Annotated in this window: 18 protein-coding genes and 1 pseudogene; 10 read left to right on the top strand and 9 right to left on the bottom strand. The window is 72.2% G+C overall.

Annotated elements, in window-relative coordinates; all coding sequences use genetic code 11:
* Positions 1 to 39: 39 nt before the first annotated feature.
* Positions 40 to 852 carry an MOSC domain-containing protein gene (locus tag GEV43_RS08505; protein WP_175250006.1) on the bottom strand — a complete coding sequence of 271 codons (813 nt, stop codon included), beginning with the start codon at positions 850 to 852 and terminating at the stop codon, positions 40 to 42.
* A gap of 168 nt (positions 853 to 1020) precedes the next feature.
* Here GEV43_RS08505 and GEV43_RS08510 point away from each other — a divergent pair, with 168 nt between their 5' ends.
* The 3 genes from GEV43_RS08510 to GEV43_RS08520 are packed head-to-tail and all read left to right on the top strand — an operon-like array spanning position 1021 to position 2485.
* Positions 1021 to 1521, top strand: a complete 501-nt coding sequence (locus GEV43_RS08510) for a SigE family RNA polymerase sigma factor (RefSeq protein ID WP_160820201.1) — start codon at positions 1021 to 1023, stop codon at positions 1519 to 1521.
* Complete coding sequence (locus tag GEV43_RS08515; RefSeq protein ID WP_160820202.1) at positions 1518 to 2288, top strand: hypothetical protein; 771 nt, start codon at positions 1518 to 1520, stop codon at positions 2286 to 2288. The genes GEV43_RS08510 and GEV43_RS08515 overlap by 4 nt, the downstream gene beginning before the upstream one ends.
* Positions 2279 to 2485 (top strand): hypothetical protein, encoded by a 207-nt coding sequence (locus tag GEV43_RS08520; protein WP_160820203.1) that lies wholly within the window; start codon positions 2279 to 2281, stop codon positions 2483 to 2485. The genes GEV43_RS08515 and GEV43_RS08520 overlap by 10 nt, the downstream gene beginning before the upstream one ends.
* Positions 2486 to 2596: 111 nt before the next feature.
* Here the strand turns inward: GEV43_RS08520 and GEV43_RS08525 are convergent, their stop codons facing one another.
* Positions 2597 to 3715, bottom strand: coding sequence for an LLM class flavin-dependent oxidoreductase (locus tag GEV43_RS08525; protein WP_309240005.1), 1119 nt, complete (start codon positions 3713 to 3715; stop codon positions 2597 to 2599).
* Between the two features lie 12 nt (positions 3716 to 3727).
* On the opposite strand from GEV43_RS08525, the gene GEV43_RS54700 reads away from it, so the two are divergent.
* Positions 3728 to 4027: a lytic polysaccharide monooxygenase gene (locus tag GEV43_RS54700; RefSeq protein ID WP_309240069.1), complete on the top strand. Its 300-nt coding sequence runs from the start codon at positions 3728 to 3730 to the stop codon at positions 4025 to 4027.
* Positions 3949 to 4320: a lytic polysaccharide monooxygenase gene (locus GEV43_RS08530; protein WP_309240006.1), complete on the top strand. Its 372-nt coding sequence runs from the start codon at positions 3949 to 3951 to the stop codon at positions 4318 to 4320. Before GEV43_RS54700 ends, GEV43_RS08530 begins: the two co-directional genes overlap by 79 nt.
* Before the next feature lie 52 nt (positions 4321 to 4372).
* Here the strand turns inward: GEV43_RS08530 and GEV43_RS08535 are convergent, their stop codons facing one another.
* Together GEV43_RS08535 and GEV43_RS08540 are read right to left on the bottom strand one after the other, a co-directional pair.
* Entirely contained in the window at positions 4373 to 5017 is a 645-nt protein-coding gene (locus tag GEV43_RS08535; RefSeq protein WP_160820204.1) for a hypothetical protein, read from the bottom strand.
* Between the two features lie 176 nt (positions 5018 to 5193).
* A complete protein-coding gene (locus GEV43_RS08540; RefSeq protein ID WP_160820205.1) occupies positions 5194 to 6075 on the bottom strand; it encodes a LysR family transcriptional regulator in 882 nt (293 codons plus the stop codon).
* Positions 6076 to 6197: 122 nt separating this feature from the next.
* Here GEV43_RS08540 and GEV43_RS08545 point away from each other — a divergent pair, with 122 nt between their 5' ends.
* The gene (locus GEV43_RS08545; protein WP_160820206.1) at positions 6198 to 7091 is read left to right on the top strand and encodes an MBL fold metallo-hydrolase; all 894 of its coding nucleotides are present in this window, start codon (positions 6198 to 6200) and stop codon (positions 7089 to 7091) included.
* 79 nt (positions 7092 to 7170) lie between these two features.
* Here the strand turns inward: GEV43_RS08545 and GEV43_RS08550 are convergent, their stop codons facing one another.
* The gene (locus GEV43_RS08550) at positions 7171 to 7878 is read right to left on the bottom strand and encodes a DNA polymerase beta superfamily protein (RefSeq protein ID WP_160820207.1); all 708 of its coding nucleotides are present in this window, start codon (positions 7876 to 7878) and stop codon (positions 7171 to 7173) included.
* 899 nt (positions 7879 to 8777) lie between these two features.
* Positions 8778 to 9700: pseudogene (locus tag GEV43_RS55920) on the bottom strand (aminoglycoside phosphotransferase family protein).
* 154 nt (positions 9701 to 9854) lie between these two features.
* Here GEV43_RS55920 and GEV43_RS08560 point away from each other — a divergent pair.
* On the top strand, positions 9855 to 11183 hold the full coding sequence (locus tag GEV43_RS08560) for a PP2C family protein-serine/threonine phosphatase (protein WP_206681097.1): 1329 nt from the start codon (positions 9855 to 9857) through the stop codon (positions 11181 to 11183).
* A gap of 167 nt (positions 11184 to 11350) precedes the next feature.
* Here GEV43_RS08560 and GEV43_RS08565 read toward each other — a convergent pair whose 3' ends face one another.
* Positions 11351 to 12226, bottom strand: coding sequence for a helix-turn-helix transcriptional regulator (locus tag GEV43_RS08565; protein WP_160820208.1), 876 nt, complete (start codon positions 12224 to 12226; stop codon positions 11351 to 11353).
* Between the two features lie 148 nt (positions 12227 to 12374).
* Between GEV43_RS08565 and GEV43_RS08570 the strand changes: the two genes are divergently transcribed.
* Positions 12375 to 13298 (top strand): SDR family NAD(P)-dependent oxidoreductase, encoded by a 924-nt coding sequence (locus GEV43_RS08570; RefSeq protein WP_160820209.1) that lies wholly within the window; start codon positions 12375 to 12377, stop codon positions 13296 to 13298.
* Positions 13299 to 13396: 98 nt separating this feature from the next.
* On the opposite strand, the gene GEV43_RS08575 is transcribed toward GEV43_RS08570, so the two are convergent.
* Positions 13397 to 13684, bottom strand: coding sequence for a Fe-S cluster assembly protein HesB (locus tag GEV43_RS08575; protein ID WP_160820210.1), 288 nt, complete (start codon positions 13682 to 13684; stop codon positions 13397 to 13399).
* Positions 13685 to 13982: 298 nt separating this feature from the next.
* Here GEV43_RS08575 and GEV43_RS08580 point away from each other — a divergent pair, with 298 nt between their 5' ends.
* Complete coding sequence (locus GEV43_RS08580; protein WP_206681098.1) at positions 13983 to 14573, top strand: hypothetical protein; 591 nt, start codon at positions 13983 to 13985, stop codon at positions 14571 to 14573.
* 70 nt (positions 14574 to 14643) lie between these two features.
* Complete coding sequence (locus GEV43_RS08585) at positions 14644 to 16308, top strand: catalase (protein WP_160820211.1); 1665 nt, start codon at positions 14644 to 14646, stop codon at positions 16306 to 16308.
* A gap of 35 nt (positions 16309 to 16343) precedes the next feature.
* Here the strand turns inward: GEV43_RS08585 and GEV43_RS08590 are convergent, their stop codons facing one another.
* On the bottom strand, positions 16344 to 17261 hold the full coding sequence (locus tag GEV43_RS08590; protein WP_160820212.1) for an SDR family oxidoreductase: 918 nt from the start codon (positions 17259 to 17261) through the stop codon (positions 16344 to 16346).
* Positions 17262 to 17728: the final 467 nt, after the last annotated feature.

Consider the following 17728-nt stretch of genomic DNA (forward strand, 5'->3'; position numbering starts at 1 on the left):
CACCGCCCCGCCCCCCTGGGACCGCGACCGCGAGCAAGCTCAGGTCGTCGGGGGATCGTGCCAGGTGGTGACGGTCAGTTCGTCGCCCGTCGAGAGTTTGCCGGGGCGGACGACCGAGAACTTCGCGCCGAACGCCACGCCGCCCTGGACTCGCCGGTAGGCGGCGAGGGTGCGGAGGGGCTCGGGTCCGGCCTTGGCGCCGCTGTCCTGGTCGACCATCGTGACGGCGCAGCGGATCGCGAGCTTGGCGAAGGCCAGCTCGGCGCCACCGATGGAGACGGTGCGGACGCGGTCTTCCCGGTACGGCTCGTCCCAGCCGTCGATCACGATGTTGGGCCGGAAGCGGTCCATCGGCAGCGGGGTCTCCAGCCGCCGGTTCAGGTCGCGCAGCGTGGCCAGCGAGAGGGCGTGGACGGGGCTGCTGTCGGCGTACCCGGACGTGCCCGCGCGCCAGCCGTCGACCACCCGCGCGTGCTCCGGCGGCACCCGCACGAGACGGCTGGGCTCGCCGAGGAACGACGACAGCCATCCGGCGGCGTCCTTGCCCAGGTCGATGCCCTGGTAGCGGTCTCCGAAGAGCGTCACCTCCCGCCGCCGCGCCGCCAGGTCGATCCCGACGCCGAGCTCCGCCATGCCCGGCGCCCGCAGGACGAGCCGTCCGCCCGCGACCGCCGGGCGGATCAGCGCCAGCCTCGGGTCGCGGCGCTGGCTGCGGAACGACCCGTCGGTGCCGGTCACCATGAACGCCCGGTCGTGCTCCAGGCCCGCCGGCGTCAGCATGGCATCCGCCACCGACACTCCCGCGCACCCCTTCACGGGGTACGAGATCAGCTCCCGCACGATGCCCACCATGATCGGTGACGTTACGACGCCGCTTCCGCGCCGCACCAGGGAAGACCGCGCTATCTGACGCCGATTGGTCACGTTCGGCCGGGCCCGCCGCTCCCTTCCGTCTGTGACGTGATGGGCCGTTCGCGGCGTCTGAGGGAGAGAACCCACGAACGACGCAGGGAAGGCCCGATGGCGAACGATCCACACGGATTCCAGGAATTCGCCGCCGCGCGCGGCGCCTCGTTGTTCAGGACCGCCTGCCTGCTGTGCGGGGACCGGCATCTCGCCGAGGACCTGGTGCAGACGACGCTCGGAAAGCTGTACGTGTCGTGGCGGCGCGTGCAGCGCGCCGACAATCCCGGGGCGTACGCGCGTGCCGTGCTGATGCGCACCTACCTGTCGCACATGCGCAAGCACAGCAGCAAGGAAACGCCCTGGCAGCGGCTGCCGGACCGGGCCGCCGCCGGCGGCGCCGACCAGGCGCTGCGCGTGACGCTGCTGGACGGCCTGGCGCGGCTCCCGCCGCAGGACCGCGCCGTACTGGTCCTGCGGTACTGGGAGGACCTGAGCGTGGAGGACGTGGCATCCACGCTGCGGCTCAGCAACGGGGCGGTGCGCAACCGGAGCATGCGGGCGCTCGGCAGGCTCCGCGAGGCGCTGGGCGAGGAGTTCGAGGAGCTCATCCGATGACGCAGGGAAGGGACGCGGACATGAACGTGGAAGACCGGTTGTCCGAGGCGATGCACCGTACGGCCGAAGAGTTGGAGCCGCCTGTGGCGGAGCTGGTCAGCGGCGGTACGGCGCGTGGACGGCGACGCCGCCTGCGCAACCGTACGGCCGCCGCCTCGGCGGCCACCGCCGTCGCCGTCGCCGCGGGCGCGCTCGCGGTGGGCGGCCCCGGCGGCTCGGGCGGCGGGCCGGTGGCGCCGACGCCGACCGCCGTACGGCTGGTGAACGCGTCGGAGGTCCTCGGCCAGGCCGCACGCGCGGCGGAGGCGCGCCCGGCGCCCAAGCCCCGCCCGAACCAGTGGTGGTACACCAGGTCCCTGGAGGCCGGGATCGCTGCCGAGCACGGCCCGAAGCCGCGCCTCTCCGAGAACTGGACCAAGCTGGACGGCTCGGCGGACGCCGGCCTGAAGGACGGCCGACTGGTCTTCTACCCCCACACGAAGCCGGGGGCGAAGAGCGCCGAGGGGCGGTACGAGCGTCTGGCGTCCCTGCCCGCCGACCCCGTGAAGCTGCGCTCGATCGTCTACGCCGAAGCCGAGGTCGAGGCCCCGGCGACCAGGGCCGAGACGGCGGGGCGTTCCGCGCCGCGGCGCAGATGCTGTGGGACGCGCCGCCGACCATGCCGCCGGCGACGCAGGCCGCCCTCTACCGGGTGCTGGCGGCGATCCCCGGCGTCCAGGTCGAACGGGGCGTCAAGGACGGCGCGGGACGTCCCGCCATGGCGGTGAGCCGGAAGTTCGGCGACCAGTACCTGCTGGATCCGCGCACCTACGAGATGGTGGCGCAGCGGACGGTCAGCAACGGCCACAACGCCCCGATATCGAGGGACCGGTCCGTTCCCCACCGCGAGACCCCGGCGGGCACCGTCACCTACTCCCTGACCCGCGTGGCCACCAAGATCGTGGACCGCGCCGGCCAGCGCTAGAGCGCGCCTCCGCCCGCCCGCGACCGGATCGAAGCCGTACGCGTCGCCGACGACCGCGGCCGGCCGTGCCCCGGCCCGTCCGTCCGGCGGACGGGCCGGGGCGACGGTGGGTTACAGGGCGGGTGGGCCCTGGTCGATGCGGTGCAGGACGGGGGCGAGCTTGTCGAGGTCGGTCCCGTCGATGGGCTGCCGTTCGTCCCACCAGGTGGCTCCGGCGTCGGCGAGCGGGCCGAGCAGGTCGCGGGCCTGCGCGGCGCCGGCCGGGCTGGCGCCGCCGACGACGATCTCGAACGGCTCGTCCGCCCGGTCCCCGCGCTGCTCGCGCACGTACGCGGCGAGGTCGCGGACCTCGCCCGCGGGCGGCGCCGCCCCGTGCGAGCCCTGCCCGAACAGCGGGACCGCGCCGTCCCAGCGGGCGGCCCGGCGCATCGGCCGCCGGTTCGGCCAGAACCCCGCGATCCACACCGGCGGCCGGGGCCGCTGCACCGGCGCGGGCAGCAGCGTGACGTCCTCGACCCGGTAGTGCGGCCCGTCGTGCGTCACGGGCTCGCCGGTCCAGTAGCGGCCGAGCAGGTCCAGGCCCTCGTCCAGGCGCTCGGCGAGCACCGCCGGGTCGGTCGGCTCGCCGAAACTTCCGTACTCGTCCTCGATCGGCCCGCCCAGCCCCGCGCCGAAGACGACGCGCCCGCCGCTGATCGCGTCGAGCGTGGCGACCTGCCGGGCGAGCTGCTGCGGACGGCGGCGGGCGACGGGCGTCACCATGGTCCCGAGCCTGATCCGGCTGGTCGCCAGCGCGGCGGCCGTCAGCAGCATCCAGGGGTCGCCGAACGTCCGCCGGCGGCTCTTGACGTGCACGACGTGATCCCAGAGGAACAGCGCGTCCCAGCCCGCCCGTTCGGCCGCGACGGCCACGTCGGCCACGGTCCTGGCGTCGGCGAAGTCCCGAAGTTCGGAATGTTGATCGAGAAGCGCATGGTCGCATGCTCCTTCCCGCCTCGGAGGAACGGCAACCGGACGAGCGGCCCGGAACCGGGCGCGGCCGGACGGCCGCGGAGCTGCCGCACGGGGTGCCGGCAGGGGGTTCGCGATCGGGCAGGGAGAGCCCTTGACGCGGACCCCTGGCGGGCTACCCTCCCAACTGACAGGAAGGTTTCCTGTGAGTTGATGGCGGCCGCGGCCCCGCGCCTCGCGGCCGGCTCCCCCGCCTCCAGGTCCGAACCACTCCCGCAGAAGGGCAGCAGGATGTCCAGGAAGACCAGCCTCGCCCTAGCCGCCGCGGCGGCGGTGGCGCTCCCGATCGCCGTGGCCGCGCCCGCCTTCTCCCACGGCTACACGCAGTCGCCCGCCAGCCGCAGCTACCTGTGCGGGACGCACCAGGTCAAGAACTGCGGCCAGGTCCAGTGGGACCCGGACGGCGTCGAGGGCCCGAAGGGCTTCCCCAGCGGGGTCCGGGCGACGGCCGCATCTGCGCCGGGGCCGACGGGCGCTGGGCGCCGCTCGACGACCAGCGCGGCGGCACCGGCTGGCCCGCGACCAAGGTGACCGGCGGCCAGAACCTCAACATCGTCTGGCACTTCACCGCCCCCCACTCCACCACGTCGTTCCGCTACTTCATCACCAAGGACGGCTGGGACTCGACCAAGCCGCTGACCCGCGCCTCGCTGGACCTCGCCCCGTTCGCGCAGCAGAACTACAACGGCCGCCAGCCGTCCAACCCCACCACCCACCCCGGGACGCTGCCCCAGCGGCACGGACGGCACATCCTGCTGTCCGTCTGGGACATCGCCGACACCGAGAACGCCTTCTACCAGTGCGCCGACCTGGACTTCGGCTAGAAACGCGCGCCCCCGGAACGCGGTTCCGGGGGCGCCGTCCCGTTCCCCCGGTTCAGGCGCCGGGCGGGAACTCGTAGTGGCCGGGAACCTTGACGCGCGAACGGGCCTTTCCGTAGACCACGGCGATCTGGTCGTGGGCCCGCAGTTTCAGGTTCCGCGGGTCGCCCTTGTAGAGCGCGCCGTTCACGTGCACCTTTAGCACGCGCGTGCGGCTCGTGCGGAGCCCGCCGAGGTTCTTCCTGCTGAACGAGACCTGCCATTCGTTGAAGAACTGGCCGAGATAGAAGTCCTCCTTCTTGGTCGACTCGATGTGGAGCACGCCGGTTGTGTCGTGGGTGTGCAGCGGGCTCACCCCGTGCCTCTTGCGGTCGATTCCGATATCGGCGGGAACGACCACGGGCTTGCCGTTGACGATGACGTCGAGATGGGCGTGGATGTGCTGGGCGAGTTTGGCGTCTTCGGACAGCAGGGGCAGTCCCGCCGCCCTCATGCCGGGACGCGCGTCCTTCGGCGCGGGCCAGGGCGGCAGGGTCGTCCGGCCTGACGGGCGCTGCCAGGGGGCGGCCGGCGCGCCGGTCTCCTGATCGCGAACGGTCGCCGCGCCGAGGGCGCTCACGGCCTGCACCTGAGGAACGGCGAGAGCCAGGAGCGCCGCGGAGACGGCCATCGCCGTCCGGGACTGGACTTTGTCGAGCATGGAGCCTCTTTCCGTTTTCGGGCGTACAGCGAGCCACGACAGCACGGAACGAAGCGCCACGAGCGGCGTCTGTCACTGTCTATATCCGCTCGTTCACCAAGAATTGCCAAGCGGGTAAGCAGATTCTGGACCCGCGCGCAGATTTGGGACCGTCCGGCGGCTTTCGAGCCGTACGCCTACGGCAGGTCCGAAGAACGGGCGGAACGGTAGGCGGCCAGCGCGATCTGCACGAACGACCGGACGAGCGGCCTCGTGTCGCCGCTGTTCCAGGCGATGACGAGACGGCTCGGCGGCAGATCGACCAGGGGAACGGCCGTGAGCCCTTCGGGCAGGGCGTGGTGGAGCGGCGCCATTCCCACGGTGCCGTTCCACAGGATGGACTGGAGGCACTCGTGGACGGTCCGGACGACGGGGCCCTCGCGGCGCGGGCCGTCCGGCGGGCCCGTCCAGAAGGCGCGCCACACCGGGTCCGTGCCGTCGGGGAACTGGAACCACCGGCGGTCGGCGAGGTCGTCCACGCGCAGGCTCCCGCGCCCGGCGAGCGGGTCGTCGGTGCGCAGCACCGCGCCGAGCGGGTCCGAGCGCAGCACGCGGGTGGCGATCCCGACGGTGTCGAACGGCTCGCGGGTCAGGGCCACGTCGGCGAGACCGGCCCGCAGCCCGGTGGTCGGGTCGGTCAGGTCGGCCTCGCGGATGCGGACGCGCACGCCGGGGTGGCGCCGCCGGTAGGCGGCGGCCAGCCGCGTCCCGAACTCCTCGGCGCTGTCGGCGAGCGTCCCGACGGTCAGCGTGGCCGCGCCCGCGGCGGCGGACACCCGGGCGCGCACCTGATCGGCCCGCGCCAGCAGAGTGCGCGCCTCGTCGAGGAGCAGGGTCCCGGCCGGAGTGAGCGCCACGCCCGCCGCGGAACGGCGCAGCAGCTCGCAGCCGAGGTCGGTCTCCAACCGCTTGATGGCCCGGCTCAGCGGAGGCTGGGTCATCTGGAGCCGCGCGGCGGCCCGTCCGAAGTGCAGTTCTTCGGCGACCGCCACGAAATAGCCCAGCGTGCGTAGCTCCATCACCAGCGACGATACCCGCCCGGTATCGGCCTTGCGGGATCGGTGTTGGACGCCCCCGCCCCTCCCGCGATGGGCTGGGAGCCCGCCGTCGCGGCGGGGACCCACAACACCGAGGAATCGCTGTGCCAGAACAGGTAACGCATGATCCCGTCGTACGGACTGAAAACGTCCAGGAACTCGCCGATGACGTGGTGGTCATCCCCAACGGGAACGTGCAGCTCGTACCGAACATCGGCGTCATCGGCGGACGGGATTCCGTTCTCGTCATCGACACCGGAATGGGACCGGGCAATGCCGAGAAGGTACTGGAATTCGCGGCCCGTTACGCCAGGGGCCGCAGGCTGTACCTGACCACGACGCATTTCCACCCCGAGCACGCCTTCGGAGCGCAGGTCTTCGCCGACGAGGCGACGTTCCTGGTCAACCGCGACCAGGCAGAGGAACTGAACGCGAAGGGCCCGGGCTACCTCGACATGTTCCGGGGACTCGGCGCGGGGGTCGCGCGCCAACTGGAGGGCGTCGAACTGCCACGGCCCGACCTCGTCTACGACCAGACGTACGACCTGGACCTGGGCGGCCGGACCGTACGGCTGCGGGCCACCGGCCGGGCGCACAGCCGCGGCGACCAGGTGGTCGAGGTGCCGGACGCGGACGTGCTGTTCACCGGGGATCTCGCGGAGGCCGGGCAGTTCGCCATCTTCCCGTGGTTCCCGCCGCACGACACCGACGTGTCGGGCCTCCGCTGGCTCGCGGTGATGGAGCGGCTGGCGGCGGAGAGCCCGCGCGTGGTGGTGCCCGGCCACGGCGACGTCGGCGGCCCCCGACTCCTGGCCGACGTACGCGACTACCTCCGCCTCCTGCGAGACGAAACGTGGATCCGCCGCGACTCGGCAGCCGACGAGCGCACGATCGTGGAAGAGGTCTCGGCCCTGATGATCCAGCGACACCCCGAATGGGCCGGCCGCGAATGGATCGAGAAGGGCGTCGGCTGCCTCTGCACCGAACACCCCGCCTAACCCACGCCCGTCCACAGCACGCACCGCCGTCCTGCGCCATCTCGACGACACCCGCTCCCACACCTGACAGCGGCCCGGTTCAGGGGCGTTCGGGGAGGTGGGCGGCGCGGACGGCGTGCAGCCAGTCCTCGACGCGGGCACGGTCGGGGGCGTCCGGCAGCGGCGTGCGCGTCGCGTCGAAGCGGGACTCGGCGTCGGCCATGACGCGGCGCGCCTCCTCCAGCTCGCCGGCGGCGACGCGTTCGCCGAAGCCGAGGTACCACTGCGGATCGGTCAGCCGGACGTCGAGCCCGCCGGTGGCGTAGAGGCGCAGGCCCTGGTGGACGAGCCGCGCCAGGTGGCGGGCGTGCTTGGCGGTCCGCTTGCGGGTGTCGGCCGAGAACGAGCCGTCGCCGCGACTCTCCAGCCGCCGGAACTGCGAGGCGGCGTACCCGAGGTAGGCGTCCCGCACGCGCTGCGCGGACAGGAACGCCGTCCGGATGCCGATCAGCCGGTCACCGAGCGCGGTACGGGTCTCGTACAGCTCGTCCGGCAGCCACATCAGCTCCGTGACCGTCGGGTTGACGTTCAGTGCCAGGGACGCGTACTTCCCGGCCTCGTGGAACGTGACGTCCGGCCGCGTGGTGACCGTGGTCGCGTCGCGGCCGGTCGGCGGGTTCAGCCCGTGGAACGCGACGGTCGGCGCCGCGTACACCCCGAGCCGGTCGATGTCGGAGCCAGGCCCCGCAAGGCCGTACGCCGTCGACCCGACGATCCCGGCCAACAGCACGTTAAAGCCCTCAGCCACGTTCCCCTCCCCTGCAACCGCCCCGCCCCTCTGCGAACACGCCGCCCCATCCGCACCATCCCGCCGCCACCGCACTCCGCACCGCCACACCTCCGCGCCGCCCCGCCGCCACACCGCCACGCCGCGCCGCCGCCACACCGCCACACCGCCACACCGCCACACCGCCACGCCGCCGCACCGCGTCGCGACGGCGCGCCTTCGCGCCTTGCGCCTCCGCGCCTTGCGTCGCTGCGCGTTCGGCCGGTCGGCTTCGGTGGCTGATTGTGGAGGATCGCCTCGCTCGCGCGCAGCTTCTTTATCGGCGTACTTATCTGCACTTGGCGATCACGGGCGAGTCCGGTAGATGGGCGGGTCGGGGGTCGCGTGGTCTGCTGCCGGCTGAGAGCCGTTGCTCTGGCAGGATGGCTGGGTGCTTGTGATCCGAAAGGGCGATGCCGCGTAGGTCGCCCGGCGCCGTGCGCGCTAGTCGAGAAGTTCAGCTCCGTGGCCGCAGGCCCGGTGGGGTTCCTGGTCGTTCGCCCCGGTCGTGGGCATCTGTTGCCGAGCTGGAGATCCGGCGGAAGAGGCTGGAGAGCGCGGCCTTCGCGCTGGAACGGTATGAGTCGTTCCTGAGCCGGCCGGGCCGTTGGCTTCAGATGCCGTGGCCAGATTGCCCGTGTTGCGATCCCGTAGATGCTCGAGATGACCTTCAGTTCGTCCTGGAAGCCATGCCAGTGATTGACTCGGCCGGTCTCCGACGGGTCGTAAGGAAGCTGGATGCCGAGTTCTCGCGTAGGACCCTGCCCGATCCCGACGCCTGGCAGCTGAGCGATTGGCACCGCGGTGCGTGGTGGCGTCGCCGCTTGCACGAACGGTAGGTCGTGCGGTGGCGCGATCATGTCTCGGGCTCCGTCCTTGATCTACTCCCAGCGGTGCAGTATCGCGGTGGTTAGGGCGGTTTGGGCGGGGTCCAGGGTGGTCTTGCCGTCTTCGATGTCCCACAGGGTGTTCTGGAGGACGCGGGCCAGGGTCCATCCGGCCGCCCGCTGGCGGTCGAGGCCGACGGTCTCGGTCAGCAGGTCGAAGCGGCGCAGAACGGCCCGGGTCACGTCGCCGGTGGCCTCCACCTCGTCCCACCGGCCGTCCAGCGCGGGCCACAGATCGAAGCCGGGGTCGCCGGCCAGCGGTTCGGGGTCGATCGCTAGCCAGGGCTCCCGTTCCCCGGCGAGGACGTTGTCGTAGTGCAGGTCCCAGTGCAGCAGGCGGTCGCCGGGTTCGCCGAGGAGGTCGGCCACGGCCGACGCGCAGACGTGCACGAGCCGCCGCTCGCTGGGGACGGCCAGCGAACGCACGGCCTGCGGAAACTCGTCGAGCATGGCCGCGGCGACGTCGGCCAGCCTTCGCAGGCCCTCGGGGCGGGTACGGAGGTCAGGCGCGCCATCAGCTCGGCGATGACGCGCACGGCCTCCGCGCCGTCCACCGAGGCCAGGGAACGCGTCGCGTCCAGCCTCTCCAGCAACTGCGCGCCGCTCTCCTCGTCGTGGTCGAGCAGGCGCACGATGCCGTTGCCGTCCCAGGCCCGCAGGCCCGCGGCGGCTCCGGCGGTCTCCTCCCGGAGTTGCTGGAGTTTGAGCATCGCGCCCGTTCCGTCCGCCCGGACGACGGGCAGGACCAGTGAGGCCATGCCGTGAGCGGGCGGGCCGTCGAGCCGCAGCCCCCACCGGTCCAGGAGTTCGCCGCCGAGGCGCGGCAGGTCGGCGATCCAGGCGCGCGCCCCGGCGTCGTTGGCGCCGTACGACGCGGCGAACGCGTCCGGAACCTCGATGGGCGGCGACGTGTTCATGAAAAGCGCTCCTTCGCTGTCAACTCTGACGATCATGCCGGAGGGCGCGAGATGGGCGGGTCCCCCGGGGTCGGCGCGGGGGCGTCGGGCCAGGTCGTGGCGGGTGAGGCGCGGGGGACCGGTAACTCCGGGGTGTTGGGGGAAGGCTTGTGGGGTGGACGAGTATGACGTCGATGCGGTGTTGCAGCAGGCGCTGGATCGGTTGACGCTGCTGGCGGACGCCGGTTCGGCCCTGGTCAGCACCATGGACGTCCGCGAAGGGCTCGGACGGGTGTGCCGGATCGTCACGCACCGGCTGGGCGAGTGGTGCGCGGTGGACCTGCTGTCCGAACGGGACCGGCTGGAACGGGTCTGCGTGGCCCACCGCGATCCCGCCGTTCCGTCGCGCGACGAGTTCGCGGGCCTGTCGATGGCGGTGCCGGACGCCGCCACGGGGCCGCTCGCCCGCGTCCTGGGCGGTGCGGGACCCCTGCTGCTGAACGAGGCCGATCTTCCCGCCGAGCCGTCCGACCCGCCGGTGTGCGATCCGCTGGACGTCGAACGGCTGGAGGCGTACACGAGGAGGGCCGCCCGCAGCGCGATCATCGCCCCGCTGCGCGCGCGCCGCCAGGTGCTCGGAGCGATCACCGTGGCCCGGACGCAGCGCGACGCGCCACTCAACAACGACGATCTCGTTCTGGTCGAGGACCTCGCCCACCGGGTGGCGCTGGCCGTCGACAACACCCGGCTGCACCAGGAGACCGAGCACATCGCCGAACGGTTGCAGCGTTCCCTGCTCCCGGCCCTTCCGACCCTCGCCCACTTCCAGATGGCGGCCCGCTACGCCACGTCCCAGGCCACCGCGCAGGTCGGGGGCGACTGGTACGACAGCTTCGTGCTGCCCAAGGGCGACACCACCTTGATCATCGGTGATGTCACCGGGCACGACATCCAGGCGGCGGCCACCATGAGCCAGTTGCGCAACATGCTGCGCGCGCTCGCCTGCGACCGCCAGGAGCCGCCCGGGGAGATCCTCCAGCGTCTGGACATCGCGCACAGCAACCTGTACCCCGAGTCCACGACCACCTGCGTCTACGCCCTGATCAGAGGCCCGGAACGGGGGCCGTGGGAGCTGCACCACGCCGCCGCCGGCCACCCGCCGCCGCTGCTGATCACCGCCGAGGGCGGCACCCGCTTCCTGAACCGGGGCGGCGGCGTCCTGCTCGGCGTCCAGCCCGAAGCGCCGCGGCGCAGCGCCGTCGACCCGCTCCCGCCCGGCTCGACCGTCCTGCTCTACACCGACGGCCTCGTCGAACGCCGCGGCGAGTCGCTCAGCCAGGGCCTGACCCGGCTGCGCCTGCACGCCGCCGCCCTGGCCCGCGAACCGGTCGACACCATCTGCGACGAGCTCCTCACCGGCCTGGCCACCCCGGGCATCGACGACGACGTCGCGCTCCTCGCCCTGCGCTGCGGCCCCGCCCCGGACGAGCAGACGGACCAGTGACCGCCGAGGCGGCGGCGGGGGAACGGGCTGAGGGAGCCGGGCCGGACGGGGGCACCGGCCCGGTCCCCCACGCAGTGTCCGTCGCCGAACGGGCCAGCGCCATGCCCGCGCGGTGTCCTCCTCCGGCCACCCCCGCGGCACAGCCCTCCGACCCGTTCGGCAGGAGGTCAGGGGTGCGCCGGGGCGGTGTGGCCGCCGGTGACGCGGAGGAGGGCGAGCTTTCCCGCGTCGCGGCTGCCGGCCGCCGCCGTGTACGTGACCATGCGCAGGTCCGCGTCCGGAACGACGAGGACGTCGCAGTCGAGCAGGATCTCGCCGATCTCCGGGTGCATGATCGTCTTGCGGTCGGTGGTGTGCGGTCCAGGCGTCCCGGTGGCCCAGTGGCGCGCGAAGTCGTCCGACACGTTCCGGAGGTCCTGGACGAGCCGAGCGAGCTGGGCGTCCGCGGGGTAGCGGGACGCGGCGTCCTTGAGGTCGGCGACGATCGACGCGGCGAAGGCGTCGTGGCCCCGTTCGGAACGGACGGGACGCATCGACGCGCGAGCGATGCCGTCGCCGAACAGGGCCCGCGCGAGGTTGCGCTCGGAGGCCGGGAGCATGGACGCGTCGCCGTGCAGGGCGGTCCACATGGCGTTCCACCACAGCAGCGTCCAGTCGGCGGCGAACACGCCGATCGGGACGTCGCCGAGGCGGGCGGCGAGCCGCTGGACGCCCGCGGGCACGTGGGTGCCGACCGTCCCGTCCTGCGGCGGGAGGAGCCCGGCGCTGCGGTACAGCCGGTCGCGTTCGGGCCTGGAGAGCTGGAGGGTACGGGCGAGGGCCCCGACGACCTGCGCCGAGGGGCTCGTCGCGCGTCCCTGCTCCAGGCGCAGGACGTAGTCGACCGAGAGCCCCGAGAGCCGCGCGAGCTCCTCGCGGCGCAGGCCGGGCGCGCGGCGGCCGCTCGTCACGGTGATCCCGGCGTCGGACGGGGAGAGCCGGTCGCGCCAGGCGCGCAGGAGCTCGCCGAAGCCGGGGCGGGGACGGGAGCGGGAGGCGGCCATGGCCCCATTGTCGCCGCTCACCGCCGGACGAGCCTGGGTACTGCCAGTCCTAGTGACGGGCACGGCACTGGCCGGCGGGAGCGGCGGCGGCGAACGTGGTGGAGCGCCCGGCAGGGCGTCCACCGGCCGACCGGCGAAGGAGCCTCCCATGCAGCACACCATCGTCATGACGGGCGCGAGCCGCGGCATCGGCCGCGTCGCCGCGGAACGGATCCTGCGCCGCTCGGCGGGAACGCACCTCCTCGTCGTGGCCCGCGGGTCCTCCGGCGCACGGCTCGCCGCGGAGCTCGGTACGGGCGGGCGCGCGGTCTCCCACGTCGAGGCGGACCTCGGCTCCCTGGAGAGCGTCCGGCGGGCCGCGACCGAGATCCGCGAACGCCTCGACCGCGGCGACCTGCCGCCGCTGCGGGGCTTCGCGGGCAACGCGGGCGTCCAGTACACCAACGCGCTGATCGAGGGGCCGGACGGGCTGGAGGCGACGTTCACGATCAACGTGCTGGCCAACCACCTGTTCGTCCGCCTGCTCCAGGACCGGTTCGCCGCGCCCGCCCGGATCGTGATCACCAGCAGCGACACCCATTTCGGCGACATCAGGCACAACCTCGGCATCGTGCCGGGCCCGGTCTGGCGCTCCCCGGACGTCCTCGCCCGTACGGGCGCGTTCGACAGGCCCGGCACCGCCGCCGGCGGGCGCACCGCGTACTCGACGAGCAAGCTCGCCGCGATCTACCTCGTGCACGAGTACGCGCGCCGCCTGCCGACCGGGATCGACGCGGTCGCGTTCAACCCGGGCCTGGTGCCCGGCACCGGTCTCGCCCGCAACGCCGGCGCCCTCTCCCGGTTCGCGATGCGCCGCGTCCTGCCGGTGTTGACGCTCACGCCGTTCGCCACCAGCCGGGCGCTCGCGGGCGGCCGCCTCGCCGACGTCGTGCTCGGCACGACCGCGGCGCCGAACGGCTCGTACGTCGACCGGGACCGGGTGGTCCCGTCGTCCGACGAGTCGTACGACCCGCGCCGCGAGCGCGAACTGTGGGACGCCGCCGAACGCTTCACCGCCGCGTACGCCAAATGACGGGAACCAGCAGCGGCCGGAACGCTTCCCTGACCGTGCCGGAGCGCCATTCCTGACGCACTCCGAGAAGTCAGCGCTGACGAGATCTCCGAGACGCGCTAACGGGACGGCGCGTTGATGAGGAACCGCACTTCGCCCTGTTCGTCCACCCGGGCGTCGAGGACCTTGCCCGTGAGGAAACCGACGGCCGTGGGGGCGAGGAAGACGCGGGCGCCCTCGGTTTCGAGCACCTCGTCGCTGGCCGCAGGGAGCGGTGAGGGCGTCAGCGCGAGGAGCGATTCGTCGTCGGAATGCGGGGCGATGCGCACGCCGCTGCCGTACGGTACGTCGGGCTGGTAGACCAGGTTGCGAATCGCCGTGACGGCTGCTCCGGTCAGCATGAGCACAACGGGCTCCTTGAGGCGCGCGTTCTCGGCAACGAACTGACAACCGATCTTTACCCGGCACGGCCGGAAGGAATCTCCCTCTCTCCCTTGCCGCGATCGCCGTGAGTGAGGGTCCCGCCACCCTTCGACCACGTTCCTGGCCGCGGGCATTGCCGAATGCGGAGGCTTTCCTGACGCGCCCATTGGCCATCCGCTCCAACCGCGCAAGGGGCTTTGAACTCGGCGGCGCATGGGCGGTCCGCGGCCGGGCAGGAGTGCCCTGACAGCCCATTCTCAAAGCTCGAAGGGGAGTTCGGCCATGCCGAGGACCGTCGCCGACCCGGATCTGCTCGGGGTCTACCTCAACGACCACCTGGCGGGCGCCACCGGCGGCCTGGAGCTGGCGCGCCGGACCGCCGGCTCCCACCGGGGCGGCGAGACCGGGGCGGCGCTCAAGCGCATCGCGGACGAGATCCGGGAGGACCGCGAGGCGCTGCTGGCGATCATGGTGAAGCTGGGCGTCCCCGTCCGCCGGTACAAGGTGTACGCGGCGTGGGCGGCGGAGAAGGCGGGGCGGCTGAAGCTCAACGGCAGGCTCGCGAGCCCGTCGCCGCTCAGCGGGCTGGTGGAGCTGGAGATGCTGCGGCTCGGCACGGAGGGCAAGGCGGCCGGGTGGTCGACGCTGCGGGAACTGGCGGACGCGGACGCGCGCCTGGACGCCCGGCGGCTGGACGAGCTGATCGCCAGGGCCCGGGCCCAGTCGCGGACGCTGGAGGAACTGCGCGTGAAGGCCGCCGCCGGGGCGTTCACCACGTCCGGGCCGTCGGCGCGGGATCCGGAGAAGCAGCGCGCTCCGGGGAAGCAGGCGGCCCCGGAGAAGCGGCGGGATCCGCGCGCGCCGGCGAAGTGAGCCCGGACGGCTCGGTGGGGGGGACGGGCGTTCCGGGCGGGGCGTTCGCGCGACGAAAGGACGACGGGGCATGACGGACGTGTCGAGCATGGGGCCGCAGCCGGACGACCACCGCGAGGTGCTGACGAACCGGCAGGGCCACGCGGTCTACGACAACCAGAACCAGCGCACGGTCGGGGCGCGGGGGCCCGCGACGCTGGAGAACTACCAGTTCCTGGAGAAGATCAGCCACTTCGACCGGGAACGCATTCCCGAACGGGTCGTCCACGCGCGGGGCGCCACTGCGTACGGCTACTTCGAGGCGTACGGGAAATGGGGCGACGAGCCCGTCGCCCCGTACACCCGCGCCAGGCTGTTCCAGCGGCCCGGCGAGCGGACGCCCGTCGCGGTGCGGTTCTCCACGGTGATCGGCGGCCGGGACTCCGCGGAAACGGCGCGCGATCCCCGCGGATTCGCGGTGAAGTTCTACACCGAGGACGGCAACTGGGACCTCGTCGGCAACAATCTGGCGGTGTTCTTCATCAGGGACGCCATCAAGTTCCCCGATGTCATCCACGCGCTGAAACCCGACCCGGTCACGTTCCGGCAGGAGCCGAACCGCATCTTCGACTTCATGTCGCAGACGCCCGAGAGCATGCACATGCTCGTCAACCTGTTCAGCCCGCGCGGCATCCCCGCCGATTACCGGCACATGCAGGGCTTCGGCGTCAACACCTACAAGTGGGTGAACGAGCGGGGCGACACGCAGCTCGTCAAATACCACTGGATGCCCCGCCAGGGCGTGCGGAGCATGACGGCCTCCGACGCCGCCGCGCTCCAGGCGAACGACCTGGGCCACGCCACCAAGGATCTGCACGAGGCCATCGAACGCGGCGACTTCCCCGAATGGGAGCTGCTCGTTCAGATGATGAGCGACGACGACCATCCCGAGCTCGATTTCGACCCGCTCGACGACACGAAGGTGTGGCCGGAGGAACGGTTCCCGGCCCGCCCGGTCGGCCGCATGGTCCTGGACCGCAACGTCGCCGACAACTTCGCCGAGAACGAGCAGATCTCGTTCGGCACCGGCGTGCTCGTCGACGGCCTCGACTTCTCCGACGACAAGATGCTCGTGGGCCGCACGTTCTCCTACAGCGACACCCAGCGTTACCGGGTGGGCCCGAACTACTTGCAGCTCCCGGTCAACCAGGCCAAGAACGCCGCGGTCCGCACGAACCAGCGCGACGGCCAGATGGTGTACTCGGTCGATCGCGCGGGCGAGAACCCCCACGTCAACTACGAGCCGTCCATCACCGGCGGGCTCCGCGAGGCGCAGTACCCGACCCACGACGAGCAGGGCCCGACGATCAGCGGCCGGGTCACCCGCCGCCGCATCGAGCGCACCAACGACTACGTCCAGGCGGGCCAGCGCTACCTGATGATGCACGACTGGGAGCGCGACGACCTCGTCCACAACCTCATCACGATGCTGAGCCAGTGCGACCGGCCGATCCGGGAGCGCATGGTCTGGCACCTGCTCCTGGCCGAGAACGACCTCGGCCTGCGCGTCGGCGAGGGCCTCGGCATCGCCCCCGACCAGGTGGCGGGCCTGAAGCCGCTCGCCAGCCAGGACCTCACGGACGAGGACAGGGCGCGCCTGGCCAACCTCGGCAAGAACGGCCCGCGCGACATCACCGGCCTCCAGATGACGCACTGCGTCCCCGACGACCGAGCCGTCCACCACTACGAGCCCTGACACCCCGGCGGCGCCCGCGGCCCCGCCGCGCCGGGTCAGCGCGTGGTCGTCATGCCTCCGGTGACGGCGATGACCTCGCCGGTGATAAAGCTCGAATCCGCGTCGGAGGCCAGGAACACATAAGTGGGCGCGATCTCCTCCGGCTGTCCCGGACGGGTCAGTTGCGTCGCACTTCCCATATTGATGATCTCCTGCGTCGGCTGGCCGTGGTCCGCGACATTGAGCGCGGTCCAGGATTGGCCGGGAACGACGACGTTCGCGCGGACGCCCCGCTCGATCAGATGCGGGGCGATCGACTTGGTGAACGCCACCATCGCCGCCTTGGAAGCGGCGTAGTCCATCATGATCGAGCTGCCCGAGATGGCGTCCTCGGAGGCGGTCGCGATGACCGAGTCCCCGGCACCGAGATGCGGCAGCGCGGCCATCACCAGATGGAAGTAGGCGTAGGCGTTGGTCTTGAACGTCCGGTCCCAGTCTTCGGCCGTCAACTGCTCCAGCCTGGTCTTGCTGACCAGATAGGCCGCGTTGCTCACCAGGATGTTCAGACCGCCCAGCTCGCGCGCCGTCCGCTCGACGGCCTCGCCGCAGAAACCGGGATCGCACAGGTCACCGGGCAGCAGCAGGCAGCGCCTTCCCTGCTCCTCGACAGCGCGTTTGGTCTCCTCGGCGTCCGACTGCTCGTCCGGCAGGTAGACGATCGCGACGTCGGCGCCCTCGCGGGCGTAGAGCACGGCGACGGCCCGTCCGATGCCGGAGTCGCCGCCGGTGATCAGCGCGCGTTTCCCGGCCAGTTTCTCCGCGGCCCGATAACGCTCCGCCCGATAACGCGGGCGCGGATCGAGCTTGGATTCCAGACCGGGCCGGTCCTGCCGCTGCTCGGGGAACGGCGGCCGGGGCTCGGACACTACTTGCGGCTCGTTCTGCCCGGCAGAGGAATCGTCACGGTCGTTCATCAAATGGTTCCTTATGTGAGCTTGCAGTTGCGATAGAGCCGCGCCGGGGTCGCGGTCCGGCACGGCCCGAGCGCGGACATTTCAACGTGATCGCACAGCTACCCTCGTCCATTGCCACCAAACGTCGCCCCCGTCACCCCAGCCCCGGGTGGGCCAGGCAAGACGATTTCGACTAAGGGCCGACAGGGACCGGACGCGGTATTCAAAGGCCCTTCTGTCGCGGGCCGCTCGCGATCCGACCGTCAACGAGCCGGCCAGCCCCCCGCCGTGCTCGACCTCACAGCGCGCTCCGCCCCGTACCCGAAGGCGGCCAGGACAACGCACAGCACGGCGGCGCCCCCGGCACGGCATCGGTATCCACACCCTGTGAAGAAAACCTGACAGCGTCAAAAAAACCTCATACTGCTCAATCCCGCGTCGGCTCACTAGCGTCATCGGTGGCGACGAAGAGTGCGGCACCGCGCCCG

This window comes from Actinomadura sp. J1-007 (assembly GCF_009793335.1).
GTDB classification, from domain to species: Bacteria; Actinomycetota; Actinomycetes; order Streptosporangiales; family Streptosporangiaceae; genus Spirillospora; species Spirillospora yumaensis.